This window comes from Streptomyces sp. ME02-8801-2C (assembly GCF_033793965.1).
In the GTDB taxonomy this organism is placed as follows: domain Bacteria; phylum Actinomycetota; class Actinomycetes; order Streptomycetales; family Streptomycetaceae; genus Streptomyces.
Window position 1 is genome coordinate 179,815 of the sequence record NZ_JARAXP010000013.1, and the last position, 25,831, is coordinate 205,645.

Consider the following 25,831-nt stretch of genomic DNA (forward strand, 5'->3'; position numbering starts at 1 on the left):
GACGTATCTGCCAAGCAAACCCATACCGTATCGGTGGGTTTCCCGGCCGCCCGCCGGACGGTCCCACCGCTGCCCACTTCTTCATCTCGTCTCGAACTGCCGAATCAAGTAAGTTCGCGTGTGCGTACGGCTGTTGTCGTTGGAGTGTGTGTGACGGGGGTTGCGGGATGGCGGGGTACCGGCCGACTGACTGGCATGTCCTGGACCTGGACAAGGACCCGACACCGGGGGACCCGCACCGCGTCCGCCAACTGGCCCGTACGCTGCACGACTTCGCTGACGATGTCGCTGACGCGTTGCGTCTGATCAAGGGGATGGCGTCGGAGAACGAGACGCTGGAGTGGGCGGGTAAGACCGCCGAGGTGTTCCAGGACGAGTTCTCGGACGTACCCAAGAACCTGAAGAAGTTGAAGCGGTCGTACGACCTGTGCGGTGACGCGCTGGTGGATTACTGGCCGAAGCTGGAGCGGGCGCAGGCCCTGGCGGACAGGGCGCTGGCGAAGGGGCGGGAGGCGCAGGCGGACCTGGCGTCGGCCAAGTCCCGTCTCTCTTCTGCCGATTCGTGGGTGACGCGGGCGGCCAAGGAGTCCGACAAGTACAAGGACGATCCCACGGGCAGTAAGGCGGCGGAGAAGCCGGACGAGGCGAAGGTACGGGCCGCTACCCGCGACGCGCAGCATGCCAAGTCGGCGCAGAGCAGCGCGCAGTCGGACGTGGACGGCGCGCAGTCGGCTCTGGACGCGGCGAAGAAGATGGCCGAGGACGCGCGCAGGATGCGTGAGGACGCGGCCGGTGAGGCGAAGCGGAAGATCGACGAGGCCTCCGACGCCGGTATTCAGAACCGGAGTTGGTGGGAGGAGGTCGGGGACTGGTTCGTCGACAACTGGGGCACCATCGTCGCCGTGTGCAAGGTCGTCGTCGCGGTCGTAGGTGTCGTGGCGATGATTATCGGGGGGCCGATCCTCGGCGCGATCGTGCTGATCGCTGCCCTCGTCGTGCTCGCGGACACGCTCTACAAGTATTCCAAGGGGCAGGCGTCCCTGTGGGATGTGGGATTCGCCGCGCTGGACTGCATACCGGGCATGAAGGGGCTGACGACCCTCGGCGGGCTCGCCAAGGGGTTGAAGGCGTTCGGCAAAACCGGTCTCAAGGGCATGGCCATGGGCGTCAAGGGGCTCGGTCCAGGTATGAAGAACCTGGGCCGCCAGATGAAAACCCTCTTCACCTGCGGCGACCCGATCGACATGGCCACGGGCCAGATGGTGATGTCGATTACCGACGTCACTCTGTCAGGGGTCCTGCCCCTGGTCATCGAGCGTAGTCACCGTACGGGGGTGCAATCGGGGCGTTGGTTCGGCGCAGAATGGACGTCCACCCTCGACCAGCGGATCGTCATCGACGACGACGGCCTCCGGCTCATTGGCGCAGACGGCACCATGCTGTACTACGCGCTTCCGGAGCCGGGCGAGCCGATGTCGCCGGTCTTCGGTCCCAACTGGCCTCTGCGCTGGGACGGCACTCCGGACGGAGAAGTCACCGTCCAACAGCCCCAGAGCGGTACGACGCTCCATTTCCGCCGAGCACCCGGAGGCCCCACTGCGGAACTCCCGCTGGTCGGCCTCCGGGATCGCAACCACAACGCGATCGACATTCGATACACGGAGGACGGCTCTCCGTGCGAGGTCGTGCACCACGGCGGCTACCGGCTCGGAGTCACCGCCTCATCCGGCCGCGTGACATCGCTGACGCTTCTCAGCGCTCCGGACCGACCCTGCCTCATGACATACGCATACGACCCACAGGGCCGTTTGGTCGGTGCCACGGACTCGTCCGCGGTTCCCCAGAGCTACAGCTACGCCGACCAGCAGCGGCTCACCGGCTGGAGAAGCAGAAACGGCGACTGGTACCGCTACACCTACGACGAAGTCGGCCGCTGCATCCGTACGGGCGGCGACAGCGGTGTGCTCGCGTACACCTATGCCTATGACGACGAGACACGCACCACCGTTGCGACAGATTCCCTCGGACAGCGGATCACCTACACCTTCGACGGGGACCTCCGCCCTGTCGCCGAGACCGATCCGCTAGGACACACCACGACCCGAGACTGGGACGATCACGGTCGGCTGGTGTCCCTGACCGACCCTCTGGGCCGTACCACCCGCTTCCGCCACGACGACATCGGCAACACCACGGAAGTAGTCCGTCCGGACGGCTGTGTCGTGACCAAGAGGTACAACGAGTTCGGGCAGGTCACGAAGGTGACCCAGCCTGACGGCAACACCTGGGAGTCGGTTTACGACGAGCGCGGCAACCGTGTGGCGGTCGTTGATGCGCTCGGGGCTATGACGGCCTTCACGTTCGACGAGCACGGCGGTCTCACCGGCATCACCGACGCACTGGGCCACCTGCAGCAGACGTCGACCAACAACGGCGCAGGGCTCGTGGTCGCCACGGTCGACGCCCTGGGGGCACGGAACTCACTCGTCCGCGACGCGTTCGGCCGGATCGTCGAACTCACCGACTCCTTCGGTGCCGTAACCCGTGTCGGATGGACCACTGAGGGTCGGATCGCGTGGCGCCACCTGCCGAACGGGACCACGGAAGACTGGTCCTACGACGCCGAGGGCAACCCACTGGACTACACGTCGTCGAACGGCCGCCACACCCGTTTCGAGAACACCCACTTCGATCTCTGCACGCTGCGGGAGAGCGAGGACGGGACGCTGGAACGCTTCCGGTACGACACCGAACTGAGGCTGCGGAGCGTCATCAACGCGGTTGGCCAGGAGTGGAGTTACACCTATGACGGGATAGGCCGGGTGACATCCGAAACGGACTTCAACGGCCGGACCTTGACCTACCGTTACGACGCTGCCGGGCAGTTGGTCGAGCGGACCAACGGGGCGGGGCAGATCACCGAGTTCCGGTACGACGCCATCGGCAACGTCATCGCCATGGAGGCGGACGGCACGACCACCACGTATGAGTACGACGTCCTCGGCAGACTCGTAAAGGCGCACGGCACGGAAGTCGAACTCTGCACGGAGTACGACGCCATGGGCCGAGTACTCGCGGAAGCGTGGAACGGACGGGAGGTGCGCTCGGAGTACGACGTCATCGGACGGCGCCTCGCGCGTCGTACACCGAGCGGCGCGATCACCCGATGGAGCTACGACGCCGAGAGGCGCTCCGTCGTGCAGAGATCCGGACTGCACGACGTCATGTTCCAGTACGACGTCGCCGGCCGCGAGACCGAACGGATGTTCGGGGACGGTGTGCGTCTGAATCATGAATGGGACGCGGATCGGCTGCGCACCACACAGCGGCTCACAACGGAGTCGGACGATGTCCGTCGCCGCACGTTCCAGCACCGTCCCGACGGGATGCTCTCCTCGGTCACGGACTCACGTCTCGGTGAGCGGACCTTCTTGTTCGACGCGGCCGGAAGGGTGACGGCCGTGAGAGGCGGCAGTGACGGCCGGGACGAGATCTACCGGTTCGACGACCTCGGCAACCTCACCGAATTCAGCACATCAGCACCGGTGAACGATGAGGAGACCGGCCCCGGCGAGCGTACGTACTCCGGCACTCTGATCGAGCGGGCGGGCCGAACCCTCTACCGCCACGACGGACAGGGCCGCGTAGTGAAGCGGACCACAAAACTGCTGTCCGGCGGCAGGCGCGTCTGGCGCTACGCCTGGAACGCCGAGGACCAGCTCACCGACGTCCTGGCCCCTGACGGCCGCCGATGGCACTACGTCTACGACCCGGTGGGCCGACGTGTCGCCAAGCAGTTGCTGGGGGGCGACGGGACCACCGTGGCCGAGCAGGTCTCCTTCTTCTGGGACGGCGACAACCTCGCCGAGCAGACGGACGGAACACTCAGCCTGTCGTGGGACTGGCGAGACGGGCCGGTCCCGGTCGGCCAGCGGGTACGCGCCACCGGCCCTATTGGGCCGGACACGTCACAGAATGAGGTCGACGAACGCTTCTACGCCATCGTCACCGACCTCATCGGGACGCCGACGGAACTCGTCGACACCGACGGGGCCGTCGTCTGGGCTCGGTCGTCCACGCTCTGGGGCGTTCCCACGGAACGGGCCGACGCACCGCGGGTCGACTGCCCACTGCGCTTCCCGGGCCAGTACTTCGACGACGAAACCGGGCTGCACTACAATCTTCACCGCTATTACGAGCCCGGTACGGCACGTTATCTGAGTCCCGATCCGTTGGGCCGGACGCCAGCGCCCAACCACTACGCTTACGTGAAGAATCCGCTGCAGTGGAAGGACCCGCTGGGTCTGAAAGCGCCCTGCCTGGTAGACCTCTACCATGGGACGACCGGAACCGGCGCCGACAACATTCTCGCTCACGGGATCGACCCACAGTTCAAGCCCCGGAAGATGGACTTCGGTTCGTACGGTTTCTATGTCACCAACAGCCCGCAGCAGGCTGTCGACTGGGCGAAGAGGCTGGGGACCAAATACAACGATGTTCCTGCGGTTCTGCACTTCCGGGTACCCAAGAGCGAGCTGGACAATCTGAACAGCCGGATCTTCGACGGTCCGAGTGATGAACTCGCCGACTTCATCCGGCATCATCGAAGCGGTGGGGACATGCACGGATATGACATGGTCGAGGGCCCCATGCTGAGAAACGTCCCAGCGTTCCTCAAGGGTAAACCCGGTGTATTTGATGGGCATCAAATCGCGATCTTCACCGATCGTGCGGCCCAGTTGTTTGACAATTCATTCGTACGGAGAGTGGGGCCATCATGAGGACTGATGAGTTTCTCATCGAACTCGACGCGGAGATGCTCGACTATTTTCGCGAGATCGCCGAGGAGATGGTCAGTCGGTTCGGAATCTCCCGAGCCGAAGCCGTGGCCAGGATCAACGCGACGTACGAGGGTGCTCGGATCGAGCCGTACCCCGACCTCATGTGCCACGAGATGCCTGAGTACTGGGCCTACGGTCTGTACTTCGAGTCACGGGACGGCCAATTGCCGTACGGCGCGCCTGGTGAGGATCTCTCCGAGTGGGAAGTGAGGCCGGCTCCTCCCGCGGACTCGCGTGTTTGGACGATCAGAACGTGAGCCGCAGCAGCTCCCGGTGACCTACGAACACCGGGACCGCGTGGTGCAGCACTGCAACCGGGAAGGCAGTACTCATGCAGCTGAGCACGTGATCACGGAGGACTCATGGACATTCGCGCCGAAGTGACGGGCTTCCGTGGGGCGGAGCCGCTTCCCGGCCTGCCCGACAGCTGGCGCTGGTCGCCGGTGCCCGGCATCGACTTCGCGGGGGCGCTGTCCGCCGACGGGAAACGGCTGCTCCAGCTGAGCGGCCGTAACTCCTACGACCAGGACCTCGCTGTCAGCACCCTCCGCTTCGCCCGGGACCACGAGGACGCGCTCTTCGCCCGTAATCCCTTTCTGGGCTCACTCGGCGGCTTCGAGCCGCCCGCAGGTCATCGCTTCGACGCGGTCGTGGGCATCGCGCCCGAGGTCCACCGCTTCTACCGCGTGGAGAATCCGGACCTGACCCCGCACGTCCGGCTGACATTCCCGGCGTACGCCTGCGAGTTCTCCGGCGATGAAACCCTCGACGAGGCCATCACCAGGTACCGCATGCTGCGCCTGAACCATCTCGACCGCGAACCTCTCCCCTTCCTGAAGATGCGGTACGCCAACACGCGGACCCGGGGCAGGAGCACGAACCAGGGACGGGGCCTCGCTGAGCCGACGCGGCTCGTGGAGGAGCTGCGACTGTTGGACGGCGGAACCGGGAGCTTCGTCGAGTTCGAGAACCGGCACGGTGATGTGTGGCGTGCCGAATGGCATGGCGCGTGGTTCGTCGCCGAGTGGAACACCCAGAACGGCATGCCGAGGGAGATCGGGCTCGACGGACTCGTCGAGTTCGCCATCGCGAGGCTGACCGTCTGAGTATGGCCAGGACGTTCAAATATCGCCTCAGCGGCCCCTTCGGCGGCCTGGCTGCAGACTTGACAGGGGAATCTCGCTCCCTTGGGACGAGCGAAAAGCCCCTCCTGCAGATATATCGCAACGTTTGGTTGAACCCCCCGGCCGGGATCAACTGGCGTGATTCTGCATGGCTTTCATTCGGGCTCTCGGTTCACGCCTTGGAATTGTCCGCCACCCACCCGAACGGCCTGATCGTCGAGGTCACGACGCTCACCTTCCCGCTCGCTCACTTCCGGTCGGAGTTGGCGGCATTGGCGATGGACGGCTGGATCCGGGAGGAATTTGATCTCCCCGATCGCGGCTTGTACGCTGCTTCCCGCGTGGGAGCAGGGGGCTACACGTTTCACTGGGGTGAGCATTCTGATCCCTTCTCGGACGAGGAATAGATACTCCATTCGCTCGTCGCGTTCTGTGCGTCTGGCGTTCGGCCGGCTATGACGCGCGCCTGTCTCGCTTCGGACGCTCAACCCCCGTCTCCTCCCGTCGAGGGCGCAGGCGCAGGAGTAGACGCAGGCGCAGGAGTAGCGGCCGCCTGTCTGGCAGCCCGCCAGGTTCTCAGCTCCCCTCTCAAAATGAACCCCCGCAGGACCGCGATGCCGAGAAACAGGACGCCGAAGCCGAATCGGGCCCATCCTCCGGCCTGGATGGTCCAGTAGAAGCAGGCGCCGCAGAAGAAGAGGCAGATGGCAATGGCCAGGGGCTCGCGGATGTACCACGGCAGGACGCGGAGTATCAGACCGATCATCGGGGCAGTGGATCAGGCGCGAGCCCCGCACGCTGTGACGGAGGCCACAATTCCGGTGATGAGGTTTACACGCGCAGTTGTCGAAGGTGTGAAGAATTCTGGCAGACCTGACTGTGAACGGTGTGCCGACTCCGGTCGACAGCTCTCGTCAACTACCCTCCCCGGCACCCGACTTGTGGCATATTCGCCTCACTCTGCGTCGATCGGGCTCCACCTTCCGTTAGTTGATCTAGAAGATCCGGTGTTGAGCGGGCCATGCCGTGGATAAGGTGCTGATGCAAGAGGACGTCACAGGGGCGATCTGAGGCGGTGGCCGACCACCCCGCCGCAGTGAACGGGGTGGTGTGCAGCGTGCCGACCGCGATAGCCGTCACCAGCGCGGACCTGGTGCTCCCACCGCATGACCGGCAGACCCCGCCCGCCGCCGTCCCGTCACTCGACAGCCTCGACGGTGCCCTCATGGGGATGCACACGCTCGTCGAGCAGCACGGGTACGTCATCGCTCTCTACCCGGCGTCCACGGACCCGGCCGTCATCCGGCGGCTGCACACCGTGCGTTCCGTCCTCGAGAGCGACCGCATCGCGCTGCTCCCCGTCGAGCTGCCACCCCTCGGACTCGCCCTGCTCTCCCACCAGTTGAGGCAGCTCTCCATGTGCGACTTCAGCCCGGGGGTACTCGCGTCCTCCGCCCGGCTGCTCGCCCACTACATCTACGCAGGCGCCCACCTCGGCTCCGTCGCCAAGCTCGACCGGGTCCCCGTCTCCCTCAAGTCGCACGCCAAGTCCTGGGTGCCGGGCGCGCAGTTCGCCGTACTGGCCAACCCGCGAGCCCAGCTCGTACGGGTGGGCCAGGAGGAGCTGGCCGGGCCCGAGTTCGGGACGCGGCTGATTGTCGCGCAGGGGCAGGCGCCCTCCGACTGGGTCAACACGACTCTCGCACCCGCTTGGCGTGTGCAGGGAGTCGCCCCCGTTGCGCTGCCCGCGGAGTCCCCGCGCTGGTGGGGGACCGGGAAGATCGTGGAGTTCGCGGCCGGGCTGCACGACGTCTCCGTGCTCTATCAACTGGTCTCCTCCGTACGCCGGGAGCAGTGCCACTGGTGCGGCCTCGAACTCATCGGCGACCGCTGCGGATTCTGCGCCGCCCCACTCACCGCGCGTTCGGAGCTTCCGGTGGCCCTCGGGCGGGCAGGAACCCCGGCAGGAGCACCGGGAACATCAGTACGAGCACTGCCCCGAGGCGCGACGTAAGACATGTGCGACATGTGAGAGAGCTTCAAGATCTACGAGCTGTACGAGACCTAAAGGCGTTACGAAACCTGAAGACAGTACGAGACGTATCCGTCCCCATTCCCCCATTGAGGTTGTCCGAGTCATGAACTCACGCCAGCGCCGCGGCGTCATCCTGCTGGTCCTCTCGGCCCTGTGCGCCATCGGCGCCTTCGCCGGAGTGCTCTCGGTGATCCGCGACGTGAACTCCAAGGTCGGCCCGGAGGTGACGGCGTACCGCCTCAAGAGCGACATCGCGCCCTACAAGGAGCTCACGGCCGACCAGTTCGAGAAGATCTCCATGCCGAAGCGGTGGTTGTCCCAGACCGCCGTCACCCGCGTCTCCCAGATCCGCGGGAAGGTCGCGGTGACCCGGCTGGAAAAGGGCTCCCTGCTGCAGACCGACATGATCGTCGACCGGCCCGAACTGGCCCCCGGTGAGCAGGAGATCGCGATCATGATCGACGCGTCGACCGGCGTGGCCGGAAAGATCAACCCGGGATCGCTCGTCAACATCTACGCCACCTTCGAGTCGAAGGACAGCGAGAAGAAGGTCGACGAGGCAAAGCTGCTCGTCACGAACGCGCGCGTCATCGACGTAGGCAAACTCACCGCCCTCGAACCGGGACAGTCGAGCAACGAACGCCAGCGGACGGCGACGGAGGCCGTCCCGATCACCTTCGCGCTCAAGACGCCGGACGCCCAACGCGTCGCGTACGCCGAGTCGTTCGCCGAGCACGTCCGCCTGTCCCTGGTCGCGGGCGGCGAACTGACGGCCGTCCCCGACGCCGCCGACCGTACGTACACCCTCGACAAGGACAAGTAGGAGGCCGGCCATGACGTCCGTACGTACGAAGCCGCAGCCGCAGGCGTGCCTGTCGAGGCCGTGCCCGGCGAGGGTGTGCCGCCGATGACCATCCGCATTCTCCCCGCCACCCCCGACATCGAGTCGGCCCGCGCCCTGAGCACCCTCCTCAGCCGCCTCCCCGACGCCGAACCCGCCCAGCCCGTCGCCGACTCGACCGCGCTGCTCGACACCCTGGCCCGACTGGCCGCCGACTCCCTCGACGAGCTGCCCGAAGTCGTCCTCGTACACGAGCGGATCGGGCCCGTCCCGGCCCTCGACCTCGTACGCGACCTCGTGCTGCGCTTCCCGGCCGTCGGGGTCGTCCTCATCACCGCCGACCCCAGCACCGGCGTCCTCACCGCCGCCATGGACTCCGGCGCCCGCGGCATCGTGCAACTCCCCCTCACCTACGAGGCCTTGGCCGAGCGAGTACAGGCGGCGGCGGCCTGGTCGTCGGGCATGCGGCGCCATCTGGGCAGCAGCGCACCGGAGTTGTACTCAGGACCCGGCGGTACGGTCGTCACCGTGACCGGCGCCAAGGGCGGCGTCGGCGCCACCGTCACAGCCGTCCAACTCGCCCTCGCCGCAAGGGCGTCGGGCCACAGCGTCGCCCTGCTCGACCTGGACCTCCAGTCGGGGGACGTGGCCTCCTACCTGGACGTCCAGTTCCGCAGGTCGATCGCCGACCTGGCCGCCATCACGGACATCAACCAACGCGTCCTCCAGGACGCCGTCTTCACCCACGACACCGGCATCGGCCTGCTCCTCGCCCCCGCCGAGGGCGAACGCGGCGAGGAGGTCACCGACCGGGTCACCCGCCAGGTCGTCGCCGCCCTGCGCTCCCGCAACGACGTGGTGATCGTCGACTGCGGCGCCCGCATGGACTCGGCCACGGCCGCCGCCGTAGAGATGGCCGACCACGCCCTGCTCCTCGTCACCCCGGACGTCGTCTCCGTACGCGCCGCCAAACGCATGGTCCGCCTCTGGGACCGCCTCCAGATCCGCAAGGCCGAGGAGACGTTGACGGTCGTCAACAGACAGTCCAAGGGTACGGAGATCCAGCCCGCCCTCGTCGAGAAGGTCACCGGAACCAAGGTCGCCCGCGCCTCGATTCCCGCCGCGTTCAAGGAACTTCAGGGCGTGGTGGACGCCGGCCGACTCCAGGACCTGGACGCCCGGTCGACGGTCAAGCAGGCATTGTGGTCACTGGCCGGGGAGTTGGGGCTGGTCGTCGTGCCAGAGGGTGGCGGCGGCAGGCGACGCAAGTCGTCGTCCTCGGACCGGGGGGCGCTGAGCCTGCGGCTGCGGGGGGACAAGGGCGGCGACCGAGGAGCCGTGACCCTCGAATTCGCGGGCATGTTCCCGCTGTTGCTCGTCGTGATGAGCATCCTGTGGCAGTGCGTGCTGTACGGCTACACGTACTCGCTGGCCGGAAACGCGGCGGACGAGGCAGCTCGCGCGGCCACAGCGGCGTACGCCCTCGACGCCGGCGGCTACGAGGGGGCCTGCGAGAGCGCGGGCGGCGAGCACCTCCCCGGAGCCTGGAACGGCGCCGAGATCAACTGCGCTACCGAGGGCGAAGTCATGAAAGCCACCGTCAGGGCCCAAGTACCGCTGTTTTTCCCGGGGTTCGATGTCAACTGGACGGTGAACGGCGTGGCGGGGGCCGCGCTGGAGGAGGACGAGCACTGATGAGGATGAGGGTGAGGAGCCTTCGGGACCGGTCGCGCGACCGTCTCGACGACCGCGGTACCTCCATCCTGGAGTTCGCCGGGTTTCTCCCGATCCTCCTCGTCATCGGCCTGGCCTGCATCCAGCTAGGCCTGATCGGCTACGGCATCAACCAGGCCGGTACGGGAGCCCGCGCGGCGGCCCGGACCGCCTCCCTCGGTGGCGACGGGGTGGGGGCCGGAGTCGCCTCCGTCAGCGACTGGCTCGACCCCCAGGTGGACGCTCCGCAGGGCGCGGGGGACACGACCACCGCGACCGTGACCGTGACCGTTCCCGCGATCATCCCGATCTTCGACTCCTGGCCCGTGACCCGCCGAGCCACCATGCCCAACAACGACGACGGCTGACCTGAGACCACCGAACTGAGACCACTGACCCACCGAGCAACACATGTTGACTGGAGAGGAGTTGAGACCGAGACCATGAGCCTGCGATCCCGCATAGCCTCCGCCGACGACAACGGCAACGGAACCGCGCGCGAGGACGGCCACCTCGTCGCCGTCTACCGTGCCAAGCTCCTCGACGAGATCGACCTCGCGGAGATGTCCAGCCTCGCGGCGGCCGAACGCCGAGTCCGCCTGGAACGCGTCCTCGGGCACATCATCAGCCGCGAGGGTCCGGTCCTCTCCTCCGCCGAACGGTCCCAGCTCATCCGGCGGGTGGTCGACGAAGCCCTCGGCCTGGGCGTCCTCGAACCGCTCCTCGCCGACGCGTCGATCACCGAGATCATGGTCAACGGGCCGGACTCGATCTTCGTGGAACGAGCGGGTCGCGTCGAACAGCTCCCCATGCGCTTCGCGTCGAGCGAGCAGCTGATGCAGACCATCGAGCGGATCGTCTCGACGGTCAACAGGCGTGTGGACGAGTCGAATCCGATGGTCGACGCCCGTCTGCCCACCGGTGAACGTGTCAACGTCATCATCCCGCCGCTCTCCCTCACCGGCCCGACGCTCACGATCCGCCGCTTCCCCCGCGCCTACACACTCCCGGAGCTGATCGGCCTCGGCTCCCTCGACGAGCAGATGCTGATGCTCCTCGCGGCCTTCGTCCGGGCCCGTTTCAACGTCATCGTCAGCGGCGGTACGGGCACCGGCAAGACCACGCTCCTCAACGCCCTGTCCGGCCTGGTCCCCGCCCACGAACGCATCATCACCATCGAGGACTCGGCCGAACTCCAGCTCCAGCAGGAGCACGTGATCCGCCTCGAGTCCCGGCCGCCGAACGTGGAGGGCAAGGGCCAGATCACCATCCGCGACCTGGTCCGCAACAGCCTGCGCATGCGCCCCGACCGCATCATCGTCGGTGAGGTCCGAGGCGGTGAGACCCTCGACATGCTCCAGGCGATGTCCACGGGCCACGACGGCTCCCTGGCCACCGTCCACGCCAACTCGGCGGAGGACGCGCTGATGCGGCTGCAGACCTTGGGCTCGATGTCCGAAGTGATGATCCCCTTCGAGGCGTTGAAGGATCAGATCAACTCGGCGGTCGACGTGGTCGTCCAGTTGGCCCGCCATGCCGACGGCTCCCGCCGCGTCGCGGAGATCGCCCTGCTCATCTCCCACGGCCGCGAACAGTTCCGCATCGTGACCGTCTCCCGCTACGTCTCCCGCCCGACCGGCCCCGACCGGGTCGCCCAGGGCTACTTCCAGCACCTGCCGCTGCCCCGCCCGGTCGCCGAGAAGCTGTACCTGGCGAACGAGTCGCTGCCGCCGGCGTTCGGAGTGGCCGAGGTCCTGGACGTACTGGACTCGAGGCAGGCGATCGGATGAACACGCGAACGACCAGGACCACGCCAGGGATCCGTACGACGCCAGGGATCCGTACGACGCCAGGGATCCGTACGACGACAAGGATCGGTACGACGACAAGGATCCATACGACCACGCGGAGCGAGAAGCCATGAACAACTCGGTCCCGCTCGCGCTGGGCGCCACCGTGCTGTGCTGCACCCTCGCGGTCGCGGGCGTGCACACGTACGCCACCGGCCGCGCCCAGCGCCAGGCGCTCGAGGACCGCCTCTCCGGCGGCGGGGCGCTGCACATGGTGTCCGGCCGCGTACGCCGGTTCGCCACCGTCGACCGCCGACTGCGCCGTACCAGTCTCGGCCGCACGATTCATCTCCGCCTCTCGGCGACCGGACTGGACCTGACGGCGGGCGAGTTCTTCACGTACGTCACCGGTGTCGGCGTCGCGCTGTGGCTGCTGGCAGCCGCCGTACTGGCCCCGTTCTTCGGGCCGATCGCCGCGCTGGTGACGATCTGGGGCGCGGCGATCTTCCTCAACTGGCAACGCCAGAAACGCATCGAGGCGTTCATCAACCAACTCCCGGACGTGGCCCGCCTGCTGGCCAACGCGACGGCGGCCGGTCTGGCCCTGCGTACGTCACTGGCGATGGCGGCGGAGGAGCTGGAGGCGCCAGCGGGCGAGGAACTGGCGCGCGTGGCCGATCAGTTGAGCCTCGGCCGGACGGTCGACGACGCGCTCGGCGAACTGGCGGAGCGCCTCCCGTCCCGCGAACTGGTCGTACTCGTCACCACGTTGGTCCTGTCCAACAAGGCGGGCGGCTCGGTGGTCAACTCGCTCCGCAACCTCACCCAGACCCTCGAGGACAGGAAGGAGACGCGCCGCGAGGTCCGCACGATGCTGTCGGAGGTCAACGCGACGGCCTTCACGGTCCCTTGCCTGGGCCTCGGCTCCCTCCTGCTCATCAACTCGTCGAACGACGGCGCACTGGAGAAGGTGACCGGCTCGGCCCTGGGCCAGGGCCTGATCCTCCTCTCCCTGGGCCTGTACACAGTCGGCTTCTTCGTCATCCGCCGCCTCGGCAAGATCGAAGTCTGAGGGGAGTGAGTGATCGGATGCTGCCACTGCTGCTGGCCCTGTTGATGGCGCTCGCCGTCGCGGGCGCCCTCCTGGGCATCCGCATGATCCGGGCCGACGCCAAGCTTCCCCCGGACCTGCTCCTGGCCCTCGAGGTGGGCGGCAGCCGGGTCTCGAAGGCCGGCTCGGCGGTGGACCGCATGGGCCTGCGTTTCGCCCCCCTGGTCCTGCGCCTGATGGGCCCCACCAGGGTCGACGCGAAACGCCTGCGCATCGACATGGCGGGCAACCCCGGCGGCCTCACCATCACCCGCTACGCGGCCCGCCGCGCGGTCTACGTCACCTTCGGTGTCCTGATGGGCCTGATCTTCCTCTCGAACGGCCAACTGCTTCTCGCGGTCGTCACGTTCGCGTTCGGAGTGACGGCGGCGGACGTGGCGATCTGGCAGGCGGTACGGGAACGCAAGGACGTCATCGACCGAACGCTCCCCGACTTCCTGGACGTACTCGCGGTCGTGGTCTCGGCGGGCCTCGGCTTCCGCCAGGCCCTGGACCGGGTGGCGGACAAGTACGAGGGCCCGTGGGCGGACGAACTCCGCATCACACTCCGCCAGATGGACATGGGCGTCAGCCGCCGCCAGGCCTTCGACGAACTCCGCAAACGCAACTCCAGTGAGCAGGTGGCCCAGTTCGTCTCGGCGCTCCAGCAAGGGGAGGAGCTCGGTTCCCCGATCGCCGAGACCCTGATCCAGATCGCCGCAGACATGCGCCGAACGGACGCCCAGGAATCCCGCCGCCGGGCCGCGAAGACGATTCCGAAGGCGACGCTCGTCACCCTGGTGTTCATGCTCCCCGCCACGATGATCCTCATCGCGACGGGAATGTTCCTCGGCTCGGGTACGAATTTCGGCTCGATTCTGCAACCTTGAAAGCGACGGGGGTGATGAGAGCCATGAAGGCGACGCGCAGCGAGGGCCCAGGCCAAGGTCAAGGCCGGGACCGAGGCCGGGTCCGAGGTTACGACCCGACCGCCGGCTATCTGGCCGACGACGCACCGGCCCCCGCCACCCTCCGTCTCCAGCTGAACGCCCTGCAGGCCCTGTGCCGCCAGACATTCGCGGTACGCATGACGATGATCGCCCTCGGCACCCCCTTCGCCATGACCAACACGGGGGAAGGCCCCCCGCTCTACACGGTCCTCGCGGCGGCGGTCCTGGGCATCACCGCCTCGTACGCCATGTACCGGGACTGGGACCGCCTGGCGCCCCGCCTCCTCGCCCACCCCGCCCTGATGGCAGCCGACCTGGTGCTCGCGGCGATACTCCTGCTCACCGCGTCCCCCGCCTCCCCTCTCGCGTACGCCACGGCATGCACCCCCCTCCTCGCCGGACTCCTGTACGGCTGGCGGGGCTCAGGCGTCTTCACGGGCCTGCAACTGGTCGTACTCCTCACGGTCTACCGAGCCTGGGAGCAGCGCCCGGGCACCGGCACGAGCACCCTCCTCATAGCGGGCTTCTGCGTCGGCGCCGGCATCATCGGTGTCACCTTGCGCAACCTGATGTTCCGCTTCGGCACGGCGAGCGAGGCACTGGCGGAGGCGAACTCCCGGCTGGCGGTCGCGGAGGCGGTCGAGTCCGAACGGGCGCGCCTGGCAAGGGAGATGCACGACTCGGTCACCAAGACCCTGTACGGCCTGTCGCTGGCGGCGGAGGCCCTCGCGTCAGCGGCGGACGGCGGAACGAACCCCAACCCCGATTCCGTACGGCGCCACGCGACTCTGGTCGCCTCGGCGGCCCGCCGAGCGGCGGCGGAGTCCCGCGACCTCCTCACCGACCTGCGCCACCACACGGACCTGACGGCACCGGACATAGACCTGGTCGCCGAACTGGCCCAGAAGGCAGCGGAGTTCGAGCAAGCGACAGGAATCCGTACGACTCTGAAGGCGCCCACCGAACGGATCGACGCCCTCCCGCACCGGACGGCACACCACCTCCTGGCGATCGTGTCGGAGGCCCTGGAGAACACGCGCAGGCATGCGGACGCGGCGAGGGTGACGCTGGAGGCGGCGCCGTCCGGAGACGGACTGACACTCCGTATCACGGACGACGGAGTAGGCATCCCCGCGCCACTGAACCTCGAAGAGGCAACCAGATCAGGCCATTTCGGTGTGCTGGGCATGGTGGAACGGGCGAGGTCGCTGGGTGCGGTGATGCACCTGGGCCGGCGGGAGGGAGGGGGCACGGAGATCCGCGTCGAAGTGAACTCTCCCGGCCTGCCTTCCGGACTGACTCCCGGACTCGACTACGTGCCCCGGCCCCGGAAGGAGGTCGTATCGCATGCCCGGAGATGAACGGCCCAAGCCGCTACGGGTGTTGGTGGCGGACGACAACCCCGTCGTACGGGCGGGCCTGACGGCGCTGCTGGGCGGCCACCCGGACATCGACGTGGTGGCGGAGGCGTCGAACGGCGCCGAGGCGGTGTCGGCGGCGGTGCGCGTACGGCCAGACGTGGTGTTGCTCGACGTACGCATGCCCGGCACGGACGGCCTAACGGCCCTTCCCCAACTGGCCTCGCTGGCCCCGGTGATGATGCTGACGTACAGCAGCGAGCCGGAGGTTGTGCGGCAGGCGCTGCGCAGTGGCGCCTCGGGTTACCTGATCCACGGAGGTTTCACGGCGGAGGAACTGGCGGAGGCGGTACGGGCGGTGGGCAGGGGGGCGAGAGTGACGGCACGCGCGTCGAAGGCACCGCACACCTCCGCCGTACTGAGCCCGGGCGTAGCGGATTCGCTCGGCGTTTCCTACGAACCGAACGAAATCTCTTCGCATGTGCAACCATTTATGTCACCCTTGCGGCAGACTCGAGAGGCTCGTCCCGGCCGCGTGACGACACTTGCCACCCGCGACCACGGCCGACCGGACTTCGGCCTGAGTTCAAGGGAGGTGGAGGTCATGGATCTCATCGCGGCCGGGGTGAACAATCAGCAGATCGCCGCCACCTGTTTCATCAGCGAGAAGACAGTCAAGAACCACATCAACCGCATCTTCGCAAAGCTGCAGAGTACGACCCGGAGCGAAGCGATCGCCCGGTGGCTGGGTACGGCTCGGGAGGGGTGGCTGTGATGAGGCGTACCGGGGAGGGAAGTTGGGTCCCCGGACCCACGCGGAGTAGACAGCCTTTCACGTACGGTGGCCCGGTCGGTATTGACGTTCGGCGGAAGGGCAGGCGCAGTGGACCGGTTCAACAGGTGGACGTGGACTGTCGTTTCCCGGATGCGGGGCAGTCAGAGGGACAGGGGAGCCGGGTTCGTGGAGTACGCGGGCCTGATGATCATCATCGCCGGGATCTTCGCGCTGATCAATGGTCTCAATCTGGGCGGCCTGATCTCCACGGCGATTCGCACCGCGGTCACCAGCGTCACCGGCGGCTGACCGCCGCACGCGTCCTGAGCGACCGTGGGCAGACCCTGCCGATCTACATCTGGCTGACGGGGATCCTGCTCTTCGCCGCCGTCGCGTTCTTCGTGTTCGCGCAAGCAGCGTCCGTCCGCAATGGAGCCCAGTCCGCGGCGGACGCTGCGGCGTTGGCGGCCGCACAGGACGCCCGGGACGAAATGGTGGACGGCTTGGTGGCCGCCATCGAGGCGGACGACGACTGGCTCGACTGGCTGGACGGCGACGAGCCAGTGGGTGATGGCGCCCAGGCCGCCGCGCAGGCCCTGGCAGCCGACAACGACTCGAGCCTCGACGGCGAGGCAGTGCAGGTCGTACAGGACGGATATCCCGGATTCCGGGTCAACATCCAGACCAACTACACCGTCGGCAACTCGATCATTCCAGGTACCGAAAGCATGAGGGGCAAGGCCCACGCGACCGCTGTCGTCCAGCCGCGCTGCGAGAACGTTCCCCCCGTCGATCCCCTGGATCCCTTCGAGTTGGACTGTGACGGCGAAACCGTGACCATCGACCCCGGTCATTTCAATCCAGACGACTTTCCCGACGCGTCTGTGCTGTTCTCTGTGCATCTGGTCGAGTGAGAGGAAGTCGTACCGATGAAGTTTCGGCGCACCATGAAGAGCCGTAGGGCAGTGACCGCGGTGGCGATCGCGACCGGGGTGCTCCTCACGGTGGCGGGCTGCGGGGGAGGAGACGGTGACAAGACGGACGAGAAGGCGTCTTCATCGACACCCAGCCAAACCCAGAGCGGCGGAGACGAGAAAACGGAGTCCCCGGCACCCGCTGCCGAACCCGCGCTGGCCGAAGTGAAGAACGGCGACATCACGCTCACGGTCACCTCGGCCGTCCGCGATCAGGGTGGCTTCGTGACGGTGAACGGCACGGTCACCAACAACGGCGGGAAGTTCTGGGTCCCGGCGGACTGGCTCGGTGACGAACGTGAGCTGATCAAGAACGGCTCCTCTCTCGCCGGAGCGTCGCTGGTCGACAGCAAGGCCAGGAAGAAGTACCTCGTCCTTCGGGACACCTCTGGGCGCTGCCTGTGCACGAAGTTCGAGGGAGGAGGCGTGGACACGGGACAGACGGCCGACTGGTACGCCCAGTTCCCCGCTCCTCCGGAGGGTTCCAACCAGGTGAACTTCCAAGTCGGCACGATGCCCCCGGCGTCGATCGAGATCTCCGAGGGCGAGTGACCATGGCCGTCACCAGCCGCTCCACCTCAACCGTTCTCACGGCCCTGGCGGTACTGGCCACCCTTTCCCTGACGGGCACACCCGCAGCCGCGGACGACGACAACCCCAGCGCACTCCTGGGCACGATCACCACCTCACCACCCCCAGAAGTGGACCCGAACAGCCCCGGCCTGAAACTGGCCGCCGGCGCCACGCTCGCCCCGTCCAAGGTGCTCGACATCATGTCCGTCGTGGAGGACATGGGCGGCGAGGAACGCCGGGTGGACACGAGCGAGAGCGTGACCTTCGCACTCCAGGCGGAGGTCCTGTTCCCCAAGAACAGCTCGAAGCTGAACCCGGAGGCCCGCTCCCGTATCCAGGCGATCGCCGACGAGATAAAGGCCCAGAAGGCAACGAACGTCAGGGTCTTCGGCTTCACCGACAACCTCGGCTCGTACGCCCACGGCCTGACCCTCTCCAAGAACCGCGCGGAGGTGGTCCACGACGAACTGGCCGCCGGCCTGGGCCCGGACGTCACCTTCCAGGTACGCGGCTACAGCGAGGACTACCCGATCGCCGACAACGCCTCGGAACAGGGGCGACGCAAGAACCGGCGGGTGGAGGTGACGTTCCAGAAGGGGGAGTGAGGTTTCGGCGGTGCAGGAGGGCTACACCCGCGCTCCGCGTCACCGACGCGTGACGGCGGCGAGCCTGACTGCTAACCAGAGCTACGGTGCCGCTTCTCAGATCTCCTCGACCTGTACCTTTTCGCCGCACAGCCGCTTCATGTCGTCGACATCTGACGTGAGAATGATGCGCGGCCCTGGGTGCCCGAGGGCGGTCGCAGCTACCACCGCGTCGATCGCGTACTTGTGCCCGTGAAGCCTGGTTTCCTTGAGTAGTTCGATAGCTCGCCAACTGATGGGCTCCGTGACGGGGAGTACCTGGAGGCGGGATACAAGCCACTGGAAGCGGTCCATCCGAACCCGATCGTGCCATGCCTCGATGAGCGTCAGATTGCTGACGGCGATCAGCATGTCCTCGGCCTGACATGCAGCGATGAACGCGGTCGCCTGGGAATTCGCGCTGAGTGTCTTGGACAAGCCCTCACTGTCGAGAAGCAGCACGCCGCTGCTCAGCTTGCCTCGCGCCCGTGCCATTTCCCGAGTTGCCCTTCCTCCTCGTCCGTACCCTGTTCCCGTGCTGCCAGTGCTTTGGCAGCACGGATCGACTGCTCGGCGCGCTCCCGCATCTCGCGAGGAACTGGACCGGCCTCGGCCTCGTTCGCCTGCAAGAGTTCCTCGATGAGATCGCGCTGTATCTGACGTTCGACGGCGGCGCTGACGTACGCGGAGAAACCACGCGAGCCGACGCGGGCCTTGACCGCGGCGACGCGGTCCGCAGGCATGGAAACGCTCACCTTCTGGGCGGGTGCCTGGCCTTCTTCGTACTGCTCGGAGTTGCTCATGCCGCAAGGATAGCGGCATAGTGGCAAATTAAGTAGCAAAACGTTTTGGCGCGGTTCACAGAGCGAGCTCGACTTCGAACAGCACCGAGGCTTCGCCCAGCCCTGCGCGGTCATCGTCCGCGTAGGGCGGCGGATAGTGCCGCTTGACCGCCCCTCATCTGGCACAGGACGCGACCCGGCGCCCGGCAACAGAGTGAGTCGTTGGCAGCCGAGCGCGTGCCGCGCCGGAGTGGCTCTGTTACCTGCGTGAGCGTGACGCCATGGCGATGTGGATCCGCACGTACGACGAGGCCCAAGACCTGTGGCAGTACTTCGAGGGGGATGAGCAGGGCCAGGTCCTCCGCCAGGTGGACGTGCGAGGCGATGACGGCACCCCGGTGACGGCCGCCTCTCTGGAGGAGGGCCTGCGGCTTCAGGAACGCACGGACATTGCCACCATGAGCCGGTACGAGCGGCGGTATGGGCGCGTCGCCGAGGGCAGGATCATGGGAGACCCGGAGGGAGTGCCGCGTGCCGACGCGATCTCGGCCGAGGAGTTCGAGGAGGCATGGCTGGATGGCCGGCGAACCCTGGGCACCGCCACACCGCCCCCGGACGCACAGAGTTGAGGGCCCGCTCTACCCCCATGGCCGCACGGCCTGAATGATCAGATTTTGTGCGGCCGTTGGTTCGTACGGGTCGGCTCCTCCGCAATGCGCCACGGAGGAGCCTGCCCTGAACTGGAACCCGAAGCTGACGTTATCGCGCCGGTACCCGGTGGTGGCAGGTGCAGGTGCACACGAGGTAGCGGACTCCGGGCACGCCGGTGTCGCGGGGTTCGGAGTCCTGGCAGTCGGGGTGTTGGCCCAGGACGCAGCGGGGGGAGCGGAAAGGAGTTTCCGGCGTCCACGGCGGTTCTTGGGTGTGGGGCAACGCCTGTCCCCGTCCGCGCCCGGAGTCCGGACCGGCGACGAGGGGAATGACGTTCCAGCGTGCGCCCTTGGCGTCCTGGTGGTCGTCCTTGTGTCCCTTGGGCAGGGAGCACGCGCCGGTCTTGCTGAGGATCGGTGCCCGGTAGAACAGGGATGCGCGGGTTGTCCCGCAGGTGGCGACAGGGTTCGTGGTCATTTGTCATCTCCTGCGTAAGCCCGGCGATAGGCGCCCCACAACCCGCGTCCGGCCTCACATCCGTTGTGTGCTGTGCTGACGCGCTTGCAGTCGGCGCACTTGCGGGCGTGTTCGAACCACGGGCGGTAGGCGCGCAGCATGGGCAACTCGGCCTGCCTTACGGCCGTACCGACCCGGGTACCCTTCGCGTCGGTCATCGCGCCATCACTCCGTTCCACCCGGCGTGGATGTCCCGGGTGTCGATGCCGAAGTCGGCAGCCGTCATTGCGGCAACGGAATCTGCGAGGCCGGGCAGGTAGGGCCGTGACAGCCGGGACGCGGCACCGTCCAGGGGAGCCCGGTCGGTGCTGTACGGAGACCGGCGCACAGCAGGCACCCATTCCGAGAAGTGAGCAAAGCCCTGTGCGTTTTCGCTGGTTACAAAGTTCCGGGTCGGTGCGGGAACCGCTTTCCGCCGCCTGCTGGAAGCGCCCAGCACAACAGGGTGAGTACCACCCTGATCAGTACGGCCGCGCTACGCTCGCGCATGTCGTCAACTCCTGTCGTTGGTGGCCACGCCCCCGGACGTTCGCACCGTCGCGGGGGTCTTGCCGTACCGGGACATTACGCCAACTTGTAAGGTGTTGTCAGGTGACTACAGCTAACGAAATGCAACGTCGCAGGTCAAATAAGGTCGAGATATGACTGTCGACTTTGAGGGGCCTGAGCCGCTGTACGAGCAGATCGCCGTCATACTCGGCGCGCGCATCGCTGACGGCACGTACGCTCCCCGCCGTCGGGTTCCGTCCGAGGCGGCCATCTGTGAGGAGTTCAACGTTTCGCGACCGACGGCGCGGGCGGCTCTCCAGCTCCTGATCCAGCGCGGACTCATCATCACGGTGCGGGGGAAGGGGGCGTTCGTCATCGAACACCCTCCAAGAGAGGCCTGAATGGGCAGCGGATACCACACCAGTTGGAAGGTCCCACCCAGGCTTCGCCTGGATCCTGCGTACCGCGCCGCAGGCCGCCGGATGGATTTCGCGCAGGCGGTCTACGACCGTCGTTCGACTCTGGGTTGGAGCGCGGCTGAGCTGGCGCAGCGGGCCGGGATGCCTGAAGAGAGTGTCGAGTCCATCGAGCAAAGCGGAGTCGATCCGACTCTTGAGTTGATCGAGATGCTGGCCCGGGCGCTCGAATCCAGCTTCAGGATCGACCCTCGCGGCACCCCTGGGTTCCGCTTCGAGGAACTGCGCGAGGCGGAACCCAGGGGTGCCGCGCACGAGGAGCGTGAGGAGGGTACGCGCGACTTCCGGCAGGCATGGTGAAGCACATCCGGTGGAGGTCGCTCAGGAGCGGCGCGTAAGAGAGGACGAGGGACCCTCGGAAATTGTCGCCGAACGTGAGCAAATCCGGTTGGCGCACGCCCCTGGGCAGTTGGTGTCCGATCGGCGTACATCCCTTCGCCGACCTGAGTTCGCGCTGGCTGAATGCCTCGCCATGACCGCTGAGGGCGGTGGAGGTGCTGGAACTCGGCGGCATCCTGCCGGTCGTCGCTGACCTTCTGGTCCCTGTCGCAAGCATGAAATTGCCTGCCTGCCGCGAACTGTGGTGAACGAGACGCTGTGTTATGTAACGGTTACGTGTCAAGTAAGGCCCCCTGCTGGGCGATTTGACACTTACGTCCCTATGGCGGGCGAGTTTCAACCTGGTGTCAGCGTGTGTCGAATGGATAGCGTTGGGTTCACTCATGAGAACCCTCGCCCCACCGGGAGTCGACCGTGAACCGCCGCCCCGCGCTGATCGCAGCGCTCGCACTGACCGCCTCTGCGGCCCTGACGCTGTCCGCGTGCGGTGGTGACGACAGTTCCAGCGGCAATGACAAGATCGCGGGAGCCGAGACGGGGAGAGAGCCTTCGGCGTCGCCGAGTGTGTCGACCTCAACGACCGATGACCGACCGAAGATCACACTGCCGTCGGACGTCACGTACAAGTTCGAGTGGACGAAGACCGGAGACGCGGACAAGGACGCTGTGCTCAACGATGCCGAGCAGCGCATCAAGGCCGTGGACTTGGCCATCGCCGAGCAGGACTCGCTTCACGCGGCCTATCGCTTTTACTCTGAGGGCACGGCAGCGGCAGGAAGCCAGTCGTATATCCAGGATTTCGTCGACCACAAGGCTCGTACGACCGGCCTGACTCGCTATTACAACGAAAGCGTGACGGTCAAGGGTGATGGTACCGCTGCCCTCCTGTACTGCGAGGACCAGAGCAAGGCGTACAACAAGTTCTTGAAAACCGGCAAGACGGACGTCACGCCGGTGACGAAGGACAGCTACGTCATCTACGCCAGCACGCTGCGCAAGAACAAGACCGGCGTATGGGTGACCGAGACTCTGGACTCGCAGAGGGGGAGCGCAAAGTGCCAGCCTTGATTCAGCGAAACCGTCTGCTACTCGTCTCCGGACTGGCGGTCTTGGCCCTGGGGATTGCCACCCCGGCTCATGCTGAGAAGGGATTCGGCGGCACTGACGGCCAGACGACTCAGAAAGCCAACTCCACCGGCGACGGCACGCTCTCCGCCACCGCCGGAGGCGTCGACTACTACCCGCCGAGCAGTAGCAGACCAGATTCCACGGGCGCGCTGAAGCCGATGACCTCCTGGACGCCGCCCGCCTGTTGGTACGCCCCGACCTATTCGCCCGAGGAGTTGCAGAAGGTCAAGGAGCCGGTCTGGGCTGCCGAGTCCACGGGGTACGAGTGGGATGCCGAGCAGCGCAAGGAGTTCCTCAACGAGGACGATCACTCCAAGGACTTCAACAAGGACAAGACCGGCAAGGGCTACTGGTGGGGGCCCTACGTCAACAAGTCCTACCCGCCCGGCTGGGATTCCTGCAAGAGGGACTACTTCTGGGTCGACACCGGCGCCGCACCACCCCCCGACATCGAGAACGTCATCACCCCGGAGATCCTCGCCGGACTCGCCTACAACGAGATCCGCGTACCCTCCACCAAAGTAACCCTCGCCCCCGCCGGCCCCACCAAAGTCAACCTCCCCACCTGGGCCTGGCTCGACTCCGCTCAGTTCAAGCCCGTCTCCGTCACCGCCTCCGTGCCGGTGCTCAATATGTATGCGACTGCGACAGCGAAACCGATCTCCCTCAGGATCGAGCCGGGCACCGCAGACGCGGTGACCTACCCGGCATCCGGCGATTGCCCGATCAGTAACGGCCGGATCGGCTCGCCTTACGCCGAGGGCAAGGCCAAAGAGACTCCGCCCTGCGGTGTGAAGTACTTGCGCTCCTCTGGCGACGGCACATACCCGCTCCAGGCGACGGTCACCTGGAAGATCACCTGGACCGGTTCCGGCGGCGCCGGCGATGACCTTCCCGACGGCAGCTTTGGCTCGACTCAGGACGTCGTCGTACAGGAGATCCAGGCTGTAAACCGTTGACGTCATCGGTGAGTTGAGATCTTGGGGTGTTGTGTCTTTGGCGTGGTCATCCAGGCAGTTCGGCAGATGACGTGGTTACAGTCGGTTGGTCGTGGCAGCTGGAAACGGGGAGAGGGAACGGGAGCATGGCGGAGCGGCTGGCGGTCGACGGTGATGAACTCGCGCGGTTCATGAGGATGTTGAACAGGTCCACAGATTCGCTCAAGGGCGTCCGCAAAGCGCTGTCGGACGCGACGATCACCGGACTCGGCACGGACGATCTGGACTCCGCGTGCCAGGAGTTCCAGGAGGACTGGAAGTACGGCACCGACGAGATCGGCAAGCAGACCGACGACCTTGCCGACATCATCGGGAAGAGCAAGGACAGCTACCGCGAGGTCGACAAGGCGCTTGAGGAAGCTCTGAAGAAGGCTCGGGACGGCAACGGCGGGGGCAGGAAGTGAGCGTTGCCCCAGGTGTTGAGCCATCGCCGTTCCCAGATTCCCAAGCACGTAGAAACGGTGACCTTCCGCAGGGGCTGAAGTCCTACCCGCCCGTCCCGAATGCTGACTACGAGCATCTGGGGTTCAACCCTGTTCCGGGCGACGCGGAGACAGTCCGGGGGCTGTACAAGAAACTCGCCAGCTGCGCGAAGGTCCTTGAAGAGACCCATGAGCTGGTCACCAAGCTGATGGACGGCAGCTACTGGGAAGGTGACGCGGCCGTCGCCTTCCGAGAGCAGCTCGACGGCGGCCCGCTGCCACTCAACTTGAAGAACGCGGCGCACTCCATCCGTAAAGCGGCCAAGCAATTGGACCGCTGGGAAGACGAACTCGACGACTTCCAGCGTCGTGCCAAGCGTCTCGAAGCAGACGCGAAGGTAGCCCAGGAGACGTTGGACCGGGCGAAGGGTCGTGCGACCGAGGCCGGCGACGATCCGGGCCTGGACGACAAGAAGGGCGCCGGTCACGATGAGGCGAAGAAGGCGCTGAGCCGCGCAAACTCGGACGTGGAAGAGGCTGAGGCTGAACTGGAGAAGATCCGGGGCAGGGCGCGGACGCTGGCGGAGGAGCACGAGGAGAAGGCGAAGTACCGGGCATCGAAGATTCGGGACGCTACGAAGAAACTCGCGCCGCATGAGCCGGGGTGGTTTGACAAGGCGCTCGATTTTCTCACGGATAACCTGCCGGATATCCTGAGTTTCGTGGCGGGCGTCGTCGGATTGGTGGCGATCATCTTCGCTGGCCCGCTGGGAATCGCGATGGTGGCGGCGTTGATGCTCGCCGCGTCTGCTCTGAGTGCAACTGCGTTGAGCGTTCGCCTCTATTCGAACCCTGAAGTTTGGGAGTCCTTGAAGGACGGCTTCACCAAGGGAGAGTTCGACTCCGACTTCTGGAGCAACGCGGTCACGGTGGGGGCTGACGCAGTGGGTATGCTCCCGGGGCTAGGGGCAGCAGTTGCCGGGGTCAAAGGTACGGTGAACGCAGTTCGGGTTGGTGGCGAAGCGGTCTCGCTGGGCCAGAAGATGGCTATGTTCGGTACCAGGACGATGGACAGCTTGGAGGGTATCGCCCGGTTGGACAACCCGCTTGTTGCGCGGGCGGTGAGAGGCCTCAGCAATCCTGAAATGGCGGCCAAGGCGGTGGCAGTGACGTCCAGTGCGGTCGGCGTCGGTACTGGTGGCTTCGGTCTGTACAACAAGTTGGTGGACGCGAACGATAGCGGCGTCAAGGACGGGACCGTTGCAGGTATCGACGGCACGCGCCTCATCCTCGATAACGGCGGCATCCTCGACCTTGCCCGCCATGTCTTCTCGTGATTGGAG

Annotated in this window: 27 protein-coding genes; 24 read left to right on the forward strand and 3 right to left on the reverse strand. The window is 66.4% G+C overall.

The window, feature by feature from the left end; all coding sequences use genetic code 11:
* The first annotated feature begins 167 nt into the window (after positions 1–167).
* From PV396_RS34140 to PV396_RS34220, 17 genes are all read left to right on the forward strand, one after another.
* Positions 168–4,781 (forward strand): RHS repeat-associated core domain-containing protein, encoded by a 4,614-nt coding sequence (locus tag PV396_RS34140; RefSeq protein ID WP_319211291.1) that lies wholly within the window; start codon positions 168–170, stop codon positions 4,779–4,781.
* Complete coding sequence (locus PV396_RS34145; protein WP_319211293.1) at positions 4,778–5,098, forward strand: hypothetical protein; 321 nt, start codon at positions 4,778–4,780, stop codon at positions 5,096–5,098. Before PV396_RS34140 ends, PV396_RS34145 begins: the two co-directional genes overlap by 4 nt.
* A gap of 105 nt (positions 5,099–5,203) precedes the next feature.
* Positions 5,204–5,947 carry a hypothetical protein gene (locus PV396_RS34150; RefSeq protein ID WP_319211295.1) on the forward strand — a complete coding sequence of 248 codons (744 nt, stop codon included), beginning with the start codon at positions 5,204–5,206 and terminating at the stop codon, positions 5,945–5,947.
* A 2-nt stretch (positions 5,948–5,949) separates the two neighbouring features.
* Positions 5,950–6,372, forward strand: a complete 423-nt coding sequence (locus PV396_RS34155; protein WP_319211296.1) for a hypothetical protein — start codon at positions 5,950–5,952, stop codon at positions 6,370–6,372.
* Between the two features lie 710 nt (positions 6,373–7,082).
* A complete protein-coding gene (locus PV396_RS34160; protein ID WP_319211297.1) occupies positions 7,083–7,979 on the forward strand; it encodes a hypothetical protein in 897 nt (298 codons plus the stop codon).
* Positions 7,980–8,103: 124 nt separating this feature from the next.
* Positions 8,104–8,823 (forward strand): Flp pilus assembly protein CpaB, encoded by a 720-nt coding sequence (gene cpaB, locus PV396_RS34165; RefSeq protein WP_319211299.1) that lies wholly within the window; start codon positions 8,104–8,106, stop codon positions 8,821–8,823.
* Between the two features lie 84 nt (positions 8,824–8,907).
* Positions 8,908–10,536 (forward strand): AAA family ATPase, encoded by a 1,629-nt coding sequence (locus tag PV396_RS34170; protein WP_319211301.1) that lies wholly within the window; start codon positions 8,908–8,910, stop codon positions 10,534–10,536.
* Positions 10,536–10,922, forward strand: a complete 387-nt coding sequence (locus tag PV396_RS34175) for a TadE/TadG family type IV pilus assembly protein (RefSeq protein ID WP_416071525.1) — start codon at positions 10,536–10,538, stop codon at positions 10,920–10,922. Before PV396_RS34170 ends, PV396_RS34175 begins: the two co-directional genes overlap by 1 nt.
* Positions 10,923–10,997: 75 nt before the next feature.
* Positions 10,998–12,344 carry a CpaF family protein gene (locus tag PV396_RS34180; RefSeq protein ID WP_319211303.1) on the forward strand — a complete coding sequence of 449 codons (1,347 nt, stop codon included), beginning with the start codon at positions 10,998–11,000 and terminating at the stop codon, positions 12,342–12,344.
* Positions 12,345–12,474: 130 nt separating this feature from the next.
* Positions 12,475–13,416, forward strand: a complete 942-nt coding sequence (locus tag PV396_RS34185) for a type II secretion system F family protein (RefSeq protein ID WP_319211305.1) — start codon at positions 12,475–12,477, stop codon at positions 13,414–13,416.
* 17 nt (positions 13,417–13,433) lie between these two features.
* Positions 13,434–14,324, forward strand: a complete 891-nt coding sequence (locus tag PV396_RS34190; RefSeq protein WP_319211399.1) for a DUF5936 domain-containing protein — start codon at positions 13,434–13,436, stop codon at positions 14,322–14,324.
* Positions 14,325–14,347: 23 nt separating this feature from the next.
* A complete protein-coding gene (locus tag PV396_RS34195; RefSeq protein WP_319211307.1) occupies positions 14,348–15,745 on the forward strand; it encodes a sensor histidine kinase in 1,398 nt (465 codons plus the stop codon).
* Positions 15,732–16,517, forward strand: a complete 786-nt coding sequence (locus tag PV396_RS34200; RefSeq protein ID WP_319211309.1) for a response regulator transcription factor — start codon at positions 15,732–15,734, stop codon at positions 16,515–16,517. Before PV396_RS34195 ends, PV396_RS34200 begins: the two co-directional genes overlap by 14 nt.
* Before the next feature lie 108 nt (positions 16,518–16,625).
* Positions 16,626–16,826, forward strand: coding sequence for a hypothetical protein (locus PV396_RS45240; protein WP_416071526.1), 201 nt, complete (start codon positions 16,626–16,628; stop codon positions 16,824–16,826).
* 35 nt (positions 16,827–16,861) lie between these two features.
* The gene (locus tag PV396_RS34210) at positions 16,862–17,431 is read left to right on the forward strand and encodes a pilus assembly protein TadG-related protein (RefSeq protein WP_319211401.1); all 570 of its coding nucleotides are present in this window, start codon (positions 16,862–16,864) and stop codon (positions 17,429–17,431) included.
* Positions 17,432–17,446: 15 nt separating this feature from the next.
* Positions 17,447–18,043: a hypothetical protein gene (locus PV396_RS34215; protein WP_319211311.1), complete on the forward strand. Its 597-nt coding sequence runs from the start codon at positions 17,447–17,449 to the stop codon at positions 18,041–18,043.
* A gap of 2 nt (positions 18,044–18,045) precedes the next feature.
* The gene (locus PV396_RS34220) at positions 18,046–18,669 is read left to right on the forward strand and encodes an OmpA family protein (RefSeq protein ID WP_319211313.1); all 624 of its coding nucleotides are present in this window, start codon (positions 18,046–18,048) and stop codon (positions 18,667–18,669) included.
* Between the two features lie 96 nt (positions 18,670–18,765).
* Here PV396_RS34220 and PV396_RS34225 read toward each other — a convergent pair whose 3' ends face one another.
* Both PV396_RS34225 and PV396_RS34230 read right to left on the reverse strand, forming a co-directional pair.
* Positions 18,766–19,149, reverse strand: coding sequence for a type II toxin-antitoxin system VapC family toxin (locus tag PV396_RS34225; protein WP_319211315.1), 384 nt, complete (start codon positions 19,147–19,149; stop codon positions 18,766–18,768).
* An 8-nt stretch (positions 19,150–19,157) separates the two neighbouring features.
* Entirely contained in the window at positions 19,158–19,490 is a 333-nt protein-coding gene (locus tag PV396_RS34230) for a hypothetical protein (protein WP_319211317.1), read from the reverse strand.
* Positions 19,491–19,750: 260 nt separating this feature from the next.
* On the opposite strand from PV396_RS34230, the gene PV396_RS34235 reads away from it, so the two are divergent.
* Positions 19,751–20,098, forward strand: coding sequence for a hypothetical protein (locus tag PV396_RS34235; protein ID WP_319211318.1), 348 nt, complete (start codon positions 19,751–19,753; stop codon positions 20,096–20,098).
* Positions 20,099–20,228: 130 nt separating this feature from the next.
* Here PV396_RS34235 and PV396_RS34240 read toward each other — a convergent pair whose 3' ends face one another.
* Entirely contained in the window at positions 20,229–20,597 is a 369-nt protein-coding gene (locus PV396_RS34240; RefSeq protein WP_319211319.1) for a hypothetical protein, read from the reverse strand.
* A gap of 680 nt (positions 20,598–21,277) precedes the next feature.
* Here PV396_RS34240 and PV396_RS34245 point away from each other — a divergent pair.
* The 6 genes from PV396_RS34245 to PV396_RS34270 all read left to right on the forward strand — a co-directional run bounded on the left by PV396_RS34245 (position 21,278) and on the right by PV396_RS34270 (position 25,825).
* Positions 21,278–21,526: a GntR family transcriptional regulator gene (locus PV396_RS34245; protein WP_319211320.1), complete on the forward strand. Its 249-nt coding sequence runs from the start codon at positions 21,278–21,280 to the stop codon at positions 21,524–21,526.
* Positions 21,527–21,607: 81 nt separating this feature from the next.
* Positions 21,608–21,901, forward strand: coding sequence for a helix-turn-helix transcriptional regulator (locus tag PV396_RS34250; RefSeq protein WP_319211321.1), 294 nt, complete (start codon positions 21,608–21,610; stop codon positions 21,899–21,901).
* A 453-nt stretch (positions 21,902–22,354) separates the two neighbouring features.
* Positions 22,355–23,008, forward strand: coding sequence for a hypothetical protein (locus PV396_RS34255; protein ID WP_319211323.1), 654 nt, complete (start codon positions 22,355–22,357; stop codon positions 23,006–23,008).
* Positions 22,996–24,027 carry a hypothetical protein gene (locus tag PV396_RS34260; protein ID WP_319211325.1) on the forward strand — a complete coding sequence of 344 codons (1,032 nt, stop codon included), beginning with the start codon at positions 22,996–22,998 and terminating at the stop codon, positions 24,025–24,027. The genes PV396_RS34255 and PV396_RS34260 overlap by 13 nt, the downstream gene beginning before the upstream one ends.
* 125 nt (positions 24,028–24,152) lie before the next feature.
* Positions 24,153–24,470, forward strand: a complete 318-nt coding sequence (locus PV396_RS34265) for a hypothetical protein (RefSeq protein WP_319211327.1) — start codon at positions 24,153–24,155, stop codon at positions 24,468–24,470.
* On the forward strand, positions 24,467–25,825 hold the full coding sequence (locus PV396_RS34270) for a putative T7SS-secreted protein (RefSeq protein WP_319211329.1): 1,359 nt from the start codon (positions 24,467–24,469) through the stop codon (positions 25,823–25,825). The genes PV396_RS34265 and PV396_RS34270 overlap by 4 nt, the downstream gene beginning before the upstream one ends.
* Positions 25,826–25,831 lie beyond the last annotated feature (6 nt).